Here is a 17,104-nt window from a genome sequence, read left to right as displayed (position 1 = left end):
TGGCTTCAATTTAGTGCTGGCTTAAAGCCATCTTCACGCAGCAATTCCAGAAATCTTTCAGGCGAGACCGCCGCACAAATCAAAAAGCCCTGCGCCTGATCACACTGGATCTTGCGCAAGAACTCTAGCTCGTCTTTGGTTTCCACACCTTCTGCGGTGACGATCAGGCCCAGCTTGCGGCTCAGCTCGACAATGCTCTGTAGCGCGGTGGCGAGGCTGTCGTTGTCGACACAACCGTGAACCAGCGAGCGGTCGATCTTCAGTTCGCTGAAGGGCGTAGACACCAGGTTGAAATAGGAGCTCAGGCCTTTGCCGAAGTCATCCTGCGCCAGCCCGAAGCCTTTCATGCGCAAGCGGCAGGCGCCGGCGTAATAATCACTGAGCGACTCGGTGGTGGATGTCTCCAGCAGTTCGAAGCCGATCGAGGCGGGTTCGGCGCCCAATGCCAGCACGCGGTCATGCAGGCGATCGGCAAGGTCAGGGCTGTCGAGCAAGTGGGTCGGCAGGTTGATGGATACCGGCACTTCGCAGCCCCGGCGCCGCCAGAACGCCTGGGCTTCGATGGTCTGCTCCAGCATCAGCCACAGCAATGCTTCCTCCAGCCCGAAGCATTGCAGCGACGGCAGAAAATCCCTGGGCAGCAACGTCCCCTGCTGCGGGTGTCGCCAACGCACCAGCGCTTCAGCGCTGCACACCCTGCCGTCACGCAGGGATTTTTTCGGTTGGAACCACGCCTGTATTTCTCCACTCTGCATGGCGGCCAACAGGCACTGGCGAGCCGGCTGCAGCGGATGGTTGCGGGCGACATCCAGGTCGCTGCGGCGCTTATCGAGGCACGCGCGCAGGCGCAGGATATCGCACGCCTCCACCGGCTTTGAAATCAGCCCGAGCACCTCCAGGCTCAGGTTCTTCGCCACCAGCCCGGCACTCACTAACATGCGCCGCGAGGCCACGCTCATCAGCGCCAGGGCCGGCGCGTTGTCGAGCCTGGCGATGCTCTGGATCAGCTGCACACCGTCCATCACGGGCATGAACAAGTCCGTCACTACCAGGTCGTAGGGCTGCGCATTCAGGCGCTGCAGCGCCGTAGCGCCATCCCACACGGCCTCCGCCTGGAACCCACCCAAGGTACCGAACAGGTTGCGCAAAAATTCATGCTGAAACGGGTGGTCTTCAACAATCAGCACCCGATAGGGTTTCAATTGCCACTCCTTTGGTAAGGTTCCAGGCAGGTGTACAGCGTGCGCAAGGCAAACGGCTTGACCAGGCAGCGGTTCATGCCGGCCTGCAGGCACCGCTCGCCTTCTTCGCTCATTGCGTTCGCGGTGGCGCCGATAATCGGCAAGTGGCAGTCGAGGCTGCGCAATGTGGCGGTCAGTTCGTAGCCGTTCATGCGCGGCATATTGATGTCAGTGAGGATCAGGTCGAACGTCGACTGGCGCCACATCTCCAGCGCCGTGAGCCCATCTCCGGCCAGTTCGACTGTACAGCCGAGCTCTTCGAGTTGATCGCGCAGAATCAGCTGGTTGATGACGTTGTCTTCGGCCACCAGCACGTGGATGCCCAGGTTGAATACCGGATAGCTTTGCGCCGGTGCCGCCGCGCCGCGCATGAGTTGCCCTTGAGCAGCGCCGACCGCCTTGCGCAGGGCTTTGAGACTATTGAAACTGACCACGCCGACCGGATTGCTCAATGCCTCATCGTGCAAGTCACCGATCGCCAGCACCCGCGGGCCTTGCCAGTGTGCAGCCAGGGTCTCGCCCAGTCGGCCGGGATGCAGTTCAACCAGCACCGCGCCCTCGGTCGTGTCATAAGCCTTGGGCAACCCCACCTGGGCGCGCGCACCCCAGCGGCACAACCAGCCGCAGATGCTCTCGGCCAGCTCACGTATCGGCGAGACCACACAGATCAGCTCCGGCAACAGTTCGTCAGCGCCCGCCGAGGGCTCCAATGCAGACAACTGCTCAAGGGGCAGGTGCAAGGTAAAGCTGCTGCCCAGGCCCGGCTCGCTCACCACTCGCATGCTGCCGTTCATCAGGTGCATCAAGCGCTTGCAGATGGACAGGCCCAAGCCGGTGCCGGCGACCACGTGAGTATTACCGTCGGCCTGATAAAAAGGCTCAAACAGGTGTTGCTGGTCTTCGTGGGAGATGCCTTTGCCAGTGTCAGAGACTTGCCAGTGCAACATCACGCGCTCACCGTCGCGGCTGTCGAGTTTGACGCGCAGGATGATTCGCCCACTGTCGGTGAATTTCAGCGCATTGTTGAGCAGGTTACTGAGGATCTGCCGCAGGCGGCTGACGTCGCCATTGAGCCAATCCGGCAGTTGCGGATCGACACAGGCAAACAACTGCAGGCCCTTGCGGTGAGCGGCGGCGGCATAGCCGTGAATCACTTCCTCGATCAGCTCCAGAGGTGAGAAGCGGTTGCACTCCAGTTGCAACTGACCCGCCTCGATACGCGACACATCCAGCACGTCGCTGATCAACTGCAACAAGTTGGCAGAAGAGCCCTCGATGGCCTGCAGATAACTTCTTTGCTGATCGCTCAATTCGGTGCGTGCCAACAATTCCAGGGTGCCCAGCACGCCGTACAACGGCGTGCGGATTTCATGGCTCATGGTCGCCAGGAACAGGGTCTTGGCCTCGTTGGCCGCGTCAGCCATACGCCGTGCGTGGTCGAGCGCCACTTCCACCTGCTTGCGTGCGCTGATATCGCTGAACGCGCAAATCAACACATCCTCGCGCTTGTAGCGAGTGCGCGCGAAGCTCAGATACAGGTGTCGACCGTCGGCCAATTGCAGCTCGTCGAAGGTGTTGTGTTCGGCATCATCAAAGCCGCGACGAATCCAGTCTGCACTGCGTTGCTCGCGTTCCTGGCTGTGGCCGATCCACTGCGTATACAGCGGATTATCAAGCACCACCTCGCCGTTCTGGCGACGCAGCACGCACAGCGCAACCGGTGCGATGCGGATGACCGCTCGGCTGAACGCCTCGCTTTCCACCAGCGCTTCAATACGGTTGCTGGCCGGAATGATCAGGCGCTGATCAATGCGCCGCATCAGCCAGATCATCAGCCAGGTAAAGAGCAAGCACAGCGCCAGGCAGGTCAGCACGGGGGATATCAGCGCGGAGAACAGCGCTTGCATGTCGAGGGCGTAGACGATTTGCCAGTTGGAAAAGCCCAGCTGTTTACGAATCGCCAGATGATCCGGCAACCAGTGGCCGCCCACCAGGCCGAACGACTGGGGCGCCGGTAGTTGGGCCAATTCCTGGCGCAGTGACTGGCCTTGCGCACTGTCAAAAATCAGCTCGCCGCGGGCATCGAGCAGGATGAACTGGCCGGCGTTTTCGTTGTGCAGGGCGCTCAGCAGGTCGGGCGACTCGACTTCCAGGCCCAGCCACCCCGACTGCGGGCTGCGGTCATCCAGCCGGGTGAAGATGTACAGCGGCGAATCATCGCGCTCAGGGTCGGTGAGCCACAGCTCGTCAACGCTGCTGTTGTCTTGTGCGTTGAGCCGTTCCAGCAAATGTGGAGCAATCAGTTGGACCGGTTCGCGCGCAGGATTCAGGCGCAGGACCTCGGCCCGGTCGCCGGTCGCGACGTACAGCAGGTTCACTTTGTTGAGCCGCAGGTGGTCGGTCATGCGGCGCGTCAGCCAGAGGCTCCAGGCCTGTTTGTCCGACCCCAGGCCGACGTGCACCTCTTCGCCGGCGACCACATTGGCACTGGCGACCGGCGCCGTGGTGCTGCGCACGGCCGCCAGTCGTAGCGTATCGAGCAGCGTCTGGCGGCTGACAAAAAAGCTTTGCGCGTTGGCGATTGCCGCATTCATGTAGCTGCGCCGCAGGGATATTTCCTGGCTCAAGGTGGCGCTCACGTAGCTGTAGACGCCAGCGTAGAACCCCAGCACGAGAGCGATAAACAACAGGCGCAGTAGCTTTCTCGCCGCCGCGGGGGTGGAGAGCGACGTGTCGAGCGGAGGTAAGGCTTGGCGTAGTTTCATCAGGGAACGTTAAGCCAAGGCCCGGGCCCTCGGAATAAGACGATCCTCAAAGTCGCAGACGGTGCTGTCGGCGCTCCCCCCGGCGTGACTTTTAAGAATCGCCTGATTAAACCCCGCACTTGCTCTCCCTAAGATTGCGGCGCCTGGACAAGCACCGTTACGCCCGTCGGCGAACCGGACAGCCTCCATGCATTGTCCTAATCACCGTTAATGAGGAGTTCCACCATGAAGCGTATTGCCTTGATCCTGGCGATGACCGCCGCGCCCGCCCTGACCTTCGCCGCGGGCCAGAACACCATCACGTTCACTGGCCAGGTATCGGATCAAACCTGCGCCGTATCGGTTAATGGCAACGCTGCGAACCCGGTGATCCTGATGCCTACCGTCAGCGCAGCCGCCCTGACCGCCGTGGGTAGCACAGCGGGCGAAACGCCGTTCACCATCAGCGTGAGCGGCTGCACCGCACCGACTTCGAACCTGGCCATCAAAACCGCGTTCCTCGGTAACAACGTGACCAGCGCAGGCAACCTGGCCAACGCCGGCACAGCCTCCAACGTGCAAGTACAACTCCTGAACGCCGCCGGCGGTTCTGCTGTGGTACTCAACGGGATTACCTCGGTTTCGGGCCTGACCCTGAACTCCGGCGCCACCAGCGCCAGCCACGATTTCGCCGTTCGCTACATCAGCGAAGCCGGTGCTGCCACCGCCGGTACCGTATCGGCCACCGCTCAATACGCCCTGGATTACCTGTAAGGCCAGGCATCTGCCGGGCCGCGTGCCCGGCAGGTTTATCCACACCCCCGATTCTTTATTCGCTCTGCGCCTGCTGCACGGAGAACACCATGACTCGCCTGAAAAAAACCACCCTGGCCCTGGCGCTGACGCTCGGCACAGCCATGACCTCTTGCGCGCACGCCAGCGTCGTAATGACCGGAACCCGCGTTATCTACCCGGCTCAAGCTCAGGAAAAAGTGGTGCAACTGACCAATCAGGATACCCATCCCTACCTGGTCCAAATGTGGCTCGACACGGGTAACCCGAACCTCACGGCCCAGACTGCCGATGCGCCGTTCATTGCCAGCCCGCAAGTGTTTCGCATGAACCCCAATGCCGGCCAGGTGGTGCGCCTGGTGTTTACCGGCAGCGACCTGCCAAAAGACCGCGAATCGCTGTTCTACCTCAATTTCATGCAGATGCCGGCCATCAAGACCAGCGAACTGCAAGCCAACAAATTGCTGCTCAGTGTCAGTAGCCGCATGAAGCTGTTCTACCGCCCGCAAGGGCTGGCCGGCAGCCCCGACGCGCTGAGCCAGTCGCTGCATTTCAAGCTGCAGGGCAGGGCGGTGATCGCCAGCAATGACAGCGGCTATTTCGCCACCGTGCGCCGTGCCGATGTGGTCAGCCACGGCAAGTCCTACACGCTGTCCCAGGCGTCGATGGTCGCGCCGTTGAGCCACGCCAACTGGCCACTGCCCGCCGGCGCCTCCGCCGCAGCGGGAGACACCGTGCGCCTGACCCTGGTCAACGACTTCGGTGCGGATGTCGTCACTGATCTGCCGCTTCTCTGATCCGCCCGGAGTATTCGTCATGCCTACTCGTCGCGTATCAACATTCAAACTGGATTGTGCACGCGCACACCACCCCTGGTTGCGCGGTTTCGTTCACTCAAGCCTGCTTGGCGCGCTCAGCCTGGTCAGCCCGGGTATTGCCCTTGCGCAAAGCGCTACGGCCACGCCCGGCGACGCCTATGTGTTCGACGACAACATGCTGTTCGGCGGCGGTTCGCTGGCACGCTTCAACAAGGTCAACGCCATCGAGCCAGGCCAATACCGGGTGGACTTGTTTATCAACGGCCGCTTTATCGACCGCGTCGACCTGCGCTTCGCCGACCAAGGCGCAGGCGATGTTCAGCCCTGTCTGCCCGTCGTGCTGCTGGAAAGCGGCGGCGTACTGAAAAGCGCCATCCAGTCGCCAGCGACCGCGCAGTGCCTGGTGCTCGGCAATGCCGTCGAGGGCGCATCGACTGCCTTCGATTTTGGGCGCATGCGCTTGGACTTGAAGGTGCCGCAGAGCCTGATGCAGAAAACACCAAGGGGCTACGTTGCTCCGCAGAACCTCGACGGCGGCGACACCATCGGCTTCGTCAACTACAGCGCCAGCCAGTACCACGTCACGCGCACCGGCAACTTCAGCGGCAGTTCCGACTCCAGTTACCTGGCCCTCAACAGCGGCTTGAACGTGGGGCTGTGGCGCCTGCGCCAACAAGGCAACTTGCGTTACGACACCGACAACGGCAGTCACTGGAACACCACGCGCACTTACGTCCAACGTGCGCTGCCCGGGCTGCAAGGCGAAATGACCGCAGGCCAGGGGTTTACCTCAGGGCGGTTTTTTTCCGGCATGAGCTACACCGGGGTGGAGATCGCCTCCGACGACCGTATGCTGCCGGAGTCTGTGCGCGGTTATGCGCCGACGGTCCGCGGGATTGCCAAGACCAACGCGCAGGTCATCGTGCGCCAGAACGGCAATGACATTTACCAGACCACCGTCGCGCCCGGTCCTTTCGAGATCAGCGACCTCTATTCCACCAGCTACAACGGCGACCTTGACGTCTCGGTGGTCGAGGCTGACGGCAGCGTCAGTCGTTTTACCGTACCGTTTTCGGCGGTGCCTGAATCGCTGCGTCCCGGCCTTTCGCGCTACAGCATGGCGCTGGGCCGCAGCCGTGACTTGGGCGACCACGACCCGTTCAGCGAGATGACCTACCAGCGCGGGCTGACCAACAGCGTGACCGCCAACAGCGGCTTGCGCCTCGCCGAGGGCTACCAGGCGATGGTGCTGGGCGGCGTCTACGCCAGCAGCCTCGGCGCGTTCGGGCTGGACACCACCTACTCGCGCGCCAACCTGCCGAACGAAGGCAAGCTCGATGGCTGGATGGCGCGGCTGTCTTACAGCCGCACGTTCCAGCCGACCAACACCACCTTGTCGATTGCCGGCTACCGCTATTCCACCGAAGGCTATCGCGACCTCGGCGACGTGCTGGGTGTGCGCGAGGCGCTGCGCAACAACCAGACCTGGGAGTCGACGAGCTACATGCAACGCTCGCGCTTCGAGGTGTCGATCAATCAGAACCTCAAAGAATACGGCAGCGTGTTTTTATCCGGTTCGACCCAAGACTATCGCAGTGGCCGCGAACGCGACACGCAGCTTCAATTTGGCTGGGCCAACACCTTGCGCAACAACGTCAGCGTCAACCTCTCGGTATCGCGCCAGAGCACCGGCAGCTACCTGAACCGGCGCAGCGGTAACTACAACGATCAATTGGGCAACACTGTGGCAAACAATGGCGTGGGCACCACGCGCACCGCCGGTACCCAGGAGACCGTCACTCTGCTCTCGGTGTCGTTCCCGCTGGGCAGTCCGGCCCGTGCGAACGTGCCGTCGCTGAGCAGCTCGGTGACGCACAGTTCCAGGTCAGGCGACCTTTACCAGACCTCGCTATCAGGCACCCAGGGCGCCGACCAGACCTTGAGCTACAGCGTGGACGTGTCCCGCGATGCCGATCAAAAGCAGAACGTGTGGAGCGCCAACGTTCAGAAATACCTGCCCAACACCTCGATCAGCGCCAGCGCGTCCAAGGGGCAGGATTATTGGCAAGCCTCCGGCAGCGCGCGCGGGGCCCTGGCCGTGCACGGTGGCGGGGTGACTTTCGGGCCGTACCTGGGCGATACCTTTGCCTTGATCGAAGCCAAAGGCGCCAGCGGGGCAAAAGTCATGAACGGCATGGGTGCAACCATCGACAGCGACGGCTACGCGCTGGTGCCGTCGCTAACCCCTTACCGCTACAACACCGTGGCCATCAACCCCGAGGGTATGAGCGAAAAAGCCGAACTGGATGACGGCCAGCGCCGCGTCGCACCGTACGCCGGCGCTGCTGTGAAGGTTGAGTTCAGGACCCGTGTCGGCAACGCCATTCTGGTCAAGGCCGTGCGCCCAGGCGGTGAGGCCGTGCCCATGGGCGCCGATGTACTGGACGAAAACGGCAGCGTGATCGGCATGGTTGGCCAAGGCAGCCAGGCGTACCTGCGCACCGAAAAACTCAAGGGCCGCCTGACCGTGCGTTGGGGCGAGGGCGCAGACGAACAGTGCCGGATGCAGTTCGACCTGGCGCGACAGGATGTCAGTCAAGCCCTGATCAAACTCAACAGCGATTGTCGTCGCCCCTGAACCTCTTTGAAATCGGAGCTCCCCATGACTCTTGCTCGCACACTGTTCACTGTGCTTCTAGTCCTCGGCGCCACGCTGGGCGCAAACGCCGAGGCAACCTGCAGACGCGTCTACAACGGCAGTCAGGTCTACGACGGCAACTCGGCGCAACTGACCTTTGGCCGGGTCAACCTCACGTCAACCTACCTGCAACCGGTCGGCACGCAGCTGGGTTCGGTGGTGATCTCTCCCGCAACGGCACCCGGGCTCACGAGCGAGACAGTGCTGTGGGAGTGCGATGTGAGTGACGCTGACAGTATTTACGAGGTGTTCGCCACCAACGGTGACGACCGGGTGGGCGGCTACTGGGAAATCGGCAACGGTTCAGGGGCTTCGGTCAACGATGGGCTGCCCGGTTACTACGCCACTTGGTTCCCCTATGTCGGGATCAAACTGACGCACCTGAACTCCGGCAAGGTGTTCACACGCTATTGGCAGGACGCCAAAATTACCCAGTACGACACGGTCGGCAGCAAGATCCAGATCAAAGCCAAACACTTGAGCATGATCCAGGGCGACCTGGCTCGCGTGTCCAGCCTGCCGCCTGCGTCGGGCTCGGGAAGCAACTATTGCGGCGGCCAGGCGGCCTCCAGTGGCAGCGGCACCTACAGCTACACGTGTACCCAACCCAATGGCTATGTGCAGTTTCGCGGCGGCGGCATCGCCTCGGACCCCATTGGCTCGGACTCCAATAACCACTACAACTTCTGGGGCGCGGCCAACGGCATCGCATTTGGCATGCGCTCCGCGTCTTCGATCAGCTACACCGCCACCTGCGTGGCCCGCAACGTCACGCCGGTGGTGAGTTTCTTGCCGATCACCGCAACTGAACTGAACCAGGGCATGACGCGCAGCAGTGACTTCACTATCGGCCTGGAATGCAGCAACACCGCAAGCTCCGGCACTGCCAACAACCAGACTGCATTGGGTATTCAAGTGGCCTACAGCGCGTATACCCAGGCCCAGTCGCTGGGACTGTTGACGGGTGGCGGCGGGGTTACCTACCTGGTATCCAACGGCTACGGCACCGACCCTTCGGTCGCGACCGGCGTGGGGATCAGCTTGCGCAACGCCAGCAACGGCAACGCGATGAATTTCCTCGGATGGTCAGGCACCGGCACGGGCGCCACCGGTGGCTGGTACCCGGTGCTGGCGGGCGCCAGCAATGCCGGCAGCAATACGTCCGGCTACACCAGCTACCTGCAGACGATCACCGCGACCCTCAGTACTTTGCCAGGCGCAACGGCCAAGCCGGGCAGGGTGAACGCCACCGCTTACGTCTTGGTGAAGGTGCAATGATCAAGTTGATGTTCTACGCAGTGCTGGTGTGGGCATGCTTTGCGATGAGCGCGTCCTCCATTTCGCATGCCGGCGTGATGCCCGAGCAGACCCGGTTGATTTTCCATGAGGGCCAGACCCAACGCTCGTTGATGCTCGCCAATACCAACCCGTATCCGGTGGTGGTGCAAACCTGGGTCGACGACGGCGAAGGCAACCGTGCGCCGGAAAACTCAACCTCGGCGATGATCGCGCTGCCCTCGGTATTTCGTCTGCAACCTCAAGCGTTGCAGGGCCTGCGCATTGTTTACGACGGCAGCGCGTTGCCCAAGGACCGCGAGTCGGTGAGCTGGCTGAACCTGTACGAAATCCCGCCAGCTAAGACCGATGCGCCGGCGCTGCCTACGCGCATTGCCGTAGCGATGAACACCCAAATGAAAATTTTCTACCGTCCCGCTCACCTGCCCAGCCAACCGGAAAGCATGGCGAGTAGCCTGACGTTTCGGATTGAACAGCAGTCCGGTGCCTGGGTGCTGGTATGCCATAACCCAAGCCCCTATCACGCTTCGTTTTCTTCTTTACGCGTGAGTGCCACAGGACATGAATATCCTGTGGCAAAGGCACTCGACATGATGACCCCGCCTTTGAGCGAGAAAACCTACCCACTGGGCCACTTCACCGACGACGCAAGGGCCAGCGTGCCCGTCAACTACACGCTAATCGATGACGACGGCCATTATCTGGATGGTCACGCGACCGCCTACGTGCACCGAGCGCAGTGATGGACATGGCGAGATTCGCTCCACTGTGGCAACGTCACTATCGCGCATCCCACTGTTTTATGAGCAAAAAAAAGCCCGCTATCAGCGGGCTTTCTTCTGAAATGACTACCTAACCCCAGGGGCTGGTCGAACCATTTCTTTGTGAAACGTCGCAACTATTCTGTGAACTTGCACCTGATCAGAAATCCAGGTTGGACACGGCCAGCGCATTGCTTTCGATGAAGTCACGACGAGGCTCGACCGCATCACCCATCAGGGTGTTGAAGATCTGGTCGGCGCCAATGGCGTCTTCGATGGTCACACGCAGCATACGACGCTGAGCCGGGTCCATGGTGGTTTCCCACAGCTGATCCGGGTTCATTTCGCCCAGGCCTTTGTAGCGCTGGATGGTGTGACGCTTGGTGCTTTCAGCCATCAACCAGTCCAGGGCTTCCTTGAACTCCTTGACCTGCTTCTTGCGTTCACCACGCTGAATGTAAGCACCGTCGTCCAACAGGGTGCTCAGTTGCGCGCCGAGGGTGACGACTGTCTTATAGTCATTGCTGCCGAAGAAGTCGCGGTTGAAGGTGACGTAGTTCGACAAACCGTGGGAGATCAACTCGATCTCCGGCAGCCATACGTTACGTTCACGGTCTTCGCGCAGGCTGGCTTTATACACCAGGCCAGACTTCTCCACCGTGCGCAGACGCACTTCGTACTGGGCCAGCCAATCCTGCATGTGTGCATGATCGCCCAACTGTTCCAGGGTGATGGCCGGCAGGTAGATGAAGTGCTCGGTCAGCTCCTGAGGGTACAGGCGCGACAAGCGCTTGAGCGTCTTCATCACCATGCGGAAGTCATTGACCAGGCGCTCCAGCGCCTCCCCGGAGATACCTGGGGCTTCGTCGTTCAAGTGCAGGCTCGCATCTTCCAGGGCCGACTGCGTCATGTACTCTTCCATGGCGTCGTCGTCTTTGATGTATTGCTCTTGCTTGCCTTTTTTCACTTTGTACAACGGCGGCTGGGCAATGTAGATGTAGCCGCGCTCGATCAGTTCTGGCAACTGACGGAAGAAGAAGGTCAGCAGCAGGGTACGGATGTGCGAACCGTCGACGTCAGCATCGGTCATGATGATGATGTTGTGGTAGCGCAGCTTGTCGATGTTGTACTCGTCACGGCCGATGCCGCAGCCCAGAGCGGTGATCAAGGTGCCGACTTCCTGGGAGGAAATCATCTTGTCGAAGCGCGCTTTCTCGACGTTGAGGATCTTGCCCTTCAACGGCAGGATGGCCTGGGTGCGACGGTTACGACCCTGCTTGGCGGAACCGCCAGCAGAGTCACCTTCCACCAGGTACAGTTCGGAGAGGGCAGGGTCCTTCTCCTGACAGTCAGCCAACTTGCCCGGCAGACCGGCGATGTCCAGCGCGCCTTTGCGACGGGTCATTTCACGGGCTTTACGCGCCGCTTCACGGGCACGCGCGGCGTCGATCATCTTGCCGACAACCAGCTTGGCTTCGTTCGGGTTCTCCAGCAGGAAGTCGGAGAAGTACTTGCCCATCTCCTGTTCCACAGCGGTCTTCACTTCGGAAGACACCAGCTTGTCTTTGGTCTGGGAGCTGAACTTCGGATCCGGCACTTTTACCGAGATGATCGCCGTCAGGCCTTCACGGGCATCATCACCGGTGGTGGCGACTTTGTGCTTCTTCGCCAAGCCTTCCGCTTCGATGTAGGTATTGAGGTTACGCGTGAGCGCGGAACGGAAACCCACCAGGTGCGTACCGCCATCGCGCTGCGGAATGTTGTTGGTGAAGCACAACAGGTTCTCGTTGAAGCTGTCGTTCCACTGCAGGGCGATTTCAACGCCGATGCCGTCTTCACGCTGGATGTTGAAGTGGAACACCTGGTTGACCGCAGTCTTGTTGGTGTTCAGGTATTCAACGAACGCACGCAGGCCGCCTTCGTACTTGAACAACTCTTCCTTGGCGCTGCGCTCATCCTTGAGGATGATGCCGACACCGGAGTTGAGGAACGACAGTTCACGAATCCGCTTGGCCAGGATGTCCCAGCTGAAGTGGATGTTCTTGAAGGTTTCAGCCGAAGGCTTGAAGTGGATCTGGGTGCCTGTGGTTTCACTGTCGCCGACGATTTTCATCGGCTCCTGTGGCACACCGTGGACGTAAGTCTGTTCCCAGATCTTGCCGCTGCGGCGTACGGTGAGCACCAGCTCTTCGGACAGCGCGTTCACTACCGACACACCTACACCGTGCAAGCCACCGGATACTTTGTAGGAGTTGTCGTCGAACTTACCGCCGGCGTGGAGCACGGTCATGATGACCTCTGCCGCCGAGACGCCTTCTTCTTTATGCACATCTACCGGAATACCGCGGCCGTTGTCGCGCACGGTAATGGATTCGTCCGGGTGGATGATGATGCTGATGTCGTCGCAGTGACCGGCCAGAGCTTCGTCGATGGAGTTATCGACCACCTCGAACACCATGTGGTGCAGACCGCTACCATCATCGGTGTCGCCAATGTACATACCGGGACGTTTGCGTACGGCATCCAAACCTTTCAGCACTTTAATGCTGGTCGAGTCGTACGTGTTTTCTTCGCTCATGCCTTCACTCCCGATGGTCGTGGGTCTGGGTGATACGGCCTTGTTCCACGTGGAACAAAGCGACTGGCGTTTCCGTCTGCCAGCCTTCCCTCAATAATTCGTGGTCTACACAGGTGATAAACACTTGGCAGCGTAAGTCTTCCAATAAGCGGCATAACGCGCGGCGGTGTTGCTCGTCGAGTTCGGACGGCAAGTCATCCACCAGATAAATACACTGACCGCGTCGGGCCTGGCTGACCAGGTGCCCCTGCGCGATACGCAATGCACACACCACCAACTTTTGCTGGCCGCGGGACAGAATATCCGCAGCATTGTGAGCGCCTAATCTAAGACGCAAATCAGCACGTTGGGGTCCGGCCTGGGTGTGGCCAATCTGCTGGTCACGCTGCAGGGAGGTCGCAAGCACTGCACTCAGCTCGCGTTCCTTGTCCCAACCACGGTAATAACTCAGCGTCAGCCCCTCGAGGTCCAGCAGCTCGCTCAAGGTCTGCTCAAAGACTGGTTTCAAGGCTTTGATATAGGCACGGCGGTATTCATCTATTTCGTCGCTGGCCAGGCACAGCTCCCGGTCCCAGGCCGCTTGTGAAGCGGCGTCAAGTGTACCATGCCGCAGCCATGAGTTCCGCTGCCGCAGGGCCTTCTGCAAGCGCTGCCACGTGGCCATGAAACGGGGTTCCACGTGGAACACTCCCCAATCGAGGAATTGCCGGCGAATTTTTGGTGCACCTTCCAACAAGCGGAAACTGTCGGGGTTGATCAACTGCAACGGCAGGATTTCCGCCAACTGCGCTGCGCTGCGCGCATTTTGCCCATCGATGCGAATCTGAAACTCCCCGCTGCGATCACGGGATATCCCCAATGCGCTGTGCCCACCTTCAGCCAATTCAACTTGGCCAAATACCGTGCACGCCAAATGCTCGTATTGGATCACCGGCAACAAGCGAGCGCTGCGAAAGGAACGGGCGAGCCCCAGCAGGTGGATGGCTTCCAGCACGCTGGTTTTTCCACTGCCATTGGCGCCATGAAGAATGTTGATGCGAGGGGAAGGGGAGAAGGTCACCGGGTGCAGATTGCGCACCGCGGTGACCGAGACACGACTGAGGGACATCTAGCTTCTGCTGAGCATGATTACAGACGCATCGGCATAACAACATAAGCCGAGTCGTCGTTATCGGATTCTTGTACCAGTGCGCTGCTATTGGAGTCCGACAGAATCAGGCGAACCTGTTCAGTGGTCATCACCCCCAGCACGTCCAGCAGATAGCTCACGTTAAAGCCGATCTCCAGGTTGCCGCCGTTGTAGTCAACGCCGACTTCTTCTTCCGCCTCTTCCTGTTCCGGGTTGTTCGCCTGGATCTTCAGCTGACCATTGGCCAGTTGCAGACGAATACCCCGATACTTCTCGTTAGACAGAATGGCGGTACGGCTGAACGCTTCACGCAAGGCCTGGCGATCGCCAAGTACCAGCTTGTCGCCACCTTTAGGCAACACGCGCTCGTAGTCGGGGAACTTGCCGTCGACCAGCTTGGAGGTGAAGGTGAATTCGCCGGTGGTCGCGCGGATGTGGTGTTGACCCAGAACGATGCTGACGTTGCCATCCGGCTCAGTCAGCAAACGCGCCAATTCGAGGATACCTTTACGCGGCACGATGACCTGGTGACGATCCGGCTGGCCGATATCGGCGCGCATCGAACACATCGCCAAGCGGTGACCGTCAGTGGCGACCGCGCGGATGATCCCTTCGGACACTTCCAGCAGCATGCCATTAAGGTAGTAGCGCACGTCCTGCTGGGCCATGGCGAAGCTGGTGCGCTCGATCAAGCGACGCAGCTTGCTCTGCTCCAGGCTGCAGGTCAGCGAACCTGGGCCTTCTTCCACCGTCGGGAAATCGTTGGCCGGCAAGGTGGACAGGGTGAAACGGCTGCGCCCGGCTTTGACCACCAGTTTCGATTCATCAACCTTGATGTCGATCAGCGCGTCGTTCGGCAGGCTCTTGCAGATATCCATCAGCTTGCGTGCCGGCACGGTGATCTCGCCAGGTTCGGCGGGCTCTTCGAGCTGCACACGGCCAACCAGCTCGACTTCAAGGTCGGTACCGGTCAGGGACAACTGCTGGCCTTCGACCACCAGTAGTACGTTGGAAAGCACCGGCAAGGTCTGTCGGCGCTCGACGACGCCTGCGACCAGTTGCAGGGGTTTCAACAGGGCTTCGCGTTGAATGGTGAAATGCATGGTCTAGTCCCTTGCCTTAATAAGCTGCGCTGGTGTCATCAGGTAGTCAGTGTACGCAGCAGGTTCTTGTAGTCCTCGCGAATATCCGCGTCGGATTCCTTAAGTTCGTTGATCTTGCGGCACGCGTGCAAAACCGTGGTGTGGTCGCGACCACCAAATACATCACCGATTTCCGGCAGGCTGTGGTTGGTCAACTCTTTGGAGAGGGCCATGGCCACCTGGCGCGGGCGTGCGACCGAGCGCGAACGGCGCTTGGACAGCAGGTCGGAAATCTTGATCTTGTAGTACTCGGCAACGGTGCGCTGGATGTTATCCACACTCACCAGTTTGTCCTGCAGCGCCAGCAAGTCTTTCAGGGATTCGCGAATCAGCTCGATGGTGATGTCGCGCCCCATGAAGTGGGAGTGCGCGATGACCCGCTTGAGCGCACCTTCGAGTTCACGCACGTTGGAACGAATACGTTGGGCAATAAAGAACGCGGCATCGTGGGGCAGGTCGACTTTGGCCTGGTCGGCCTTTTTCATCAGGATCGCGACGCGAGTTTCCAGCTCGGGCGGCTCTACGGCAACCGTCAAACCCCAGCCGAAGCGCGACTTCAAGCGCTCCTCAAGGCCTTCGATTTCTTTCGGATAACGGTCACTGGTGAGGATCACCTGCTGTCCGCCTTCGAGCAGGGCGTTGAACGTGTGGAAAAACTCTTCCTGGGAACGTTCCTTGCGCGCGAAGAACTGAATGTCATCGATCAGTAACGCATCAACGGAGCGGTAAAAGCGCTTGAACTCGTTGATGGCGTTGAGTTGCAGGGCCTTGACCATGTCAGCCACGAAGCGCTCCGAATGCAGGTAGACCACCTTGGCATTCGGGTTCTTCTTTAACAGATGGTTACCCACAGCGTGCATCAAGTGCGTTTTACCCAAGCCGACGCCGCCATAAAGGAAGAGCGGGTTGTAACCGTGCTTGGGGTTGTCGGCCACTTGCCAGGCGGCCGCACGAGCCAACTGGTTGGACTTGCCCTCGACGAAATTCTCGAAGGTAAACGTGCGGTTCAGGTAGCTGGTGTGCTTGAGCGCGCCCTCCACCTGCACGGTGCGCTGTTCGGCACGAACGGGAGCTTGTTGAGAACTGGCTCCGGCCATGGGATCGAAGCTGTCACGGGACGGCTCTTCGTTCTGCGGTGCATTTTTAGGCGCAGATGATTTGGCGGGCGTCGGTGCAGGCGCTGCAGCAACCGGTGCAGCCTGGGACTGCGAGGCAGCCGCAGCCAATGGCGCATTCGGGGCAGCGCGAGGGGCGGAGCTGCGTTTGCTGCCTATTAATAAGGAAAGCACGGGGGCGATGCCGTTGCCATGTTCGTCGAGCAATTCGAGAACGCGGCTAAGGTACTTCTCGTTGACCCAGTCGAGAACAAAACGATTGGGCGCATAGACACGCAACTCGTCGCCTTCGGCTTCGACCTGTAGCGGACGGATCCAGGTGTTGAATTGCTGGGCAGGCAGCTCATCGCGCAAAAGCTCCACGCACTGCTGCCAAAGTTCCACTGACACGGATATCCCCTAAGTTGAAAGCCGGTGAGGCAAAAACAGCCGCCATTGTAGCGGCCAGCCGTCCACTTATCCACATGAAGGTTGCTCACAGGGCACCCAAAATCAACGCCTTAACTGGAATAAAGGCGACCGCCGGTCTGTGAATAAGCTCTGTGGATAACCGTACCTGAGCTCGTTGCACAAGTAGGAGCAAAAGTCTGTGGGTAACTGACCTGTGGATAACAACCCATTCCACCCACAGCTTATCCGACAGCGCAGCACAGGCAGAGCACCGTTTCTCCCCTGTGTTGTCATCCTCTGTACACCACGTCGAATATGGCCTGAACGTAGTTATCCACAGAAGAACGCCTCTCTAGCTTTTATAAGCTTTACAGAAAAGCTTTAAATAACTTCCTTCTTT

At 60.0% G+C, this 17,104-nt stretch carries 11 protein-coding genes; 5 read left to right on the top strand and 6 right to left on the bottom strand.

Translation table 11 applies throughout. The features are described 5' to 3' along the window. Positions 1-5 precede the first annotated feature (5 nt). Both BFP96_RS14950 and BFP96_RS14945 read right to left on the bottom strand, forming a co-directional pair. Positions 6-1,202, bottom strand: coding sequence for an EAL domain-containing response regulator (locus BFP96_RS14950; protein WP_065895232.1), 1,197 nt, complete (start codon positions 1,200-1,202; stop codon positions 6-8). After that, positions 1,199-4,006 carry an ATP-binding protein gene (locus BFP96_RS14945; RefSeq protein WP_065936494.1) on the bottom strand — a complete coding sequence of 936 codons (2,808 nt, stop codon included), beginning with the start codon at positions 4,004-4,006 and terminating at the stop codon, positions 1,199-1,201. Before BFP96_RS14945 ends, BFP96_RS14950 begins: the two co-directional genes overlap by 4 nt. A 225-nt stretch (positions 4,007-4,231) precedes the next feature. Between BFP96_RS14945 and BFP96_RS14940 the strand changes: the two genes are divergently transcribed. The 5 genes from BFP96_RS14940 (at position 4,232) to BFP96_RS14920 (ending at position 10,332) form a co-directional block, all read left to right on the top strand. Continuing rightward, the gene (locus BFP96_RS14940) at positions 4,232-4,759 is read left to right on the top strand and encodes a fimbrial protein (RefSeq protein ID WP_065886707.1); all 528 of its coding nucleotides are present in this window, start codon (positions 4,232-4,234) and stop codon (positions 4,757-4,759) included. 89 nt (positions 4,760-4,848) lie between these two features. Beyond that, positions 4,849-5,574, top strand: a complete 726-nt coding sequence (locus BFP96_RS14935) for a fimbrial biogenesis chaperone (protein WP_065895230.1) — start codon at positions 4,849-4,851, stop codon at positions 5,572-5,574. A 19-nt stretch (positions 5,575-5,593) separates the two neighbouring features. Next, positions 5,594-8,233, top strand: a complete 2,640-nt coding sequence (locus tag BFP96_RS14930; protein WP_083216644.1) for a fimbria/pilus outer membrane usher protein — start codon at positions 5,594-5,596, stop codon at positions 8,231-8,233. A 24-nt stretch (positions 8,234-8,257) separates the two neighbouring features. After that, complete coding sequence (locus BFP96_RS14925; protein ID WP_065936493.1) at positions 8,258-9,571, top strand: fimbrial protein; 1,314 nt, start codon at positions 8,258-8,260, stop codon at positions 9,569-9,571. Next, entirely contained in the window at positions 9,568-10,332 is a 765-nt protein-coding gene (locus BFP96_RS14920) for a fimbrial biogenesis chaperone (protein ID WP_083216643.1), read from the top strand. The genes BFP96_RS14925 and BFP96_RS14920 overlap by 4 nt, the downstream gene beginning before the upstream one ends. Positions 10,333-10,510: 178 nt before the next feature. Here BFP96_RS14920 and gyrB read toward each other — a convergent pair whose 3' ends face one another. The 4 genes from gyrB to dnaA are packed head-to-tail and all read right to left on the bottom strand — an operon-like array spanning position 10,511 to position 16,704. After that, the gene (gene gyrB / locus BFP96_RS14915) at positions 10,511-12,928 is read right to left on the bottom strand and encodes a DNA topoisomerase (ATP-hydrolyzing) subunit B (protein ID WP_065894369.1); all 2,418 of its coding nucleotides are present in this window, start codon (positions 12,926-12,928) and stop codon (positions 10,511-10,513) included. Between the two features lie 4 nt (positions 12,929-12,932). After that, positions 12,933-14,036 (bottom strand): DNA replication/repair protein RecF, encoded by a 1,104-nt coding sequence (recF, locus tag BFP96_RS14910; RefSeq protein ID WP_065936492.1) that lies wholly within the window; start codon positions 14,034-14,036, stop codon positions 12,933-12,935. A gap of 20 nt (positions 14,037-14,056) precedes the next feature. Then, complete coding sequence (gene dnaN, locus BFP96_RS14905) at positions 14,057-15,160, bottom strand: DNA polymerase III subunit beta (RefSeq protein ID WP_065886702.1); 1,104 nt, start codon at positions 15,158-15,160, stop codon at positions 14,057-14,059. Positions 15,161-15,198: 38 nt separating this feature from the next. Continuing rightward, positions 15,199-16,704 (bottom strand): chromosomal replication initiator protein DnaA, encoded by a 1,506-nt coding sequence (dnaA, locus tag BFP96_RS14900; RefSeq protein ID WP_065886701.1) that lies wholly within the window; start codon positions 16,702-16,704, stop codon positions 15,199-15,201. Between the last annotated feature and the right edge of the window lie 400 nt (positions 16,705-17,104).

The organism is Pseudomonas sp. 34 E 7 (genome assembly GCF_900005715.1).
Taxonomy (GTDB): Bacteria; Pseudomonadota; Gammaproteobacteria; order Pseudomonadales; family Pseudomonadaceae; genus Aquipseudomonas; species Aquipseudomonas orientalis_A.
The sequence above is the reverse complement of the archived record's forward strand: the minus strand, read 5'-3'. Positions and strand labels throughout refer to the sequence as shown.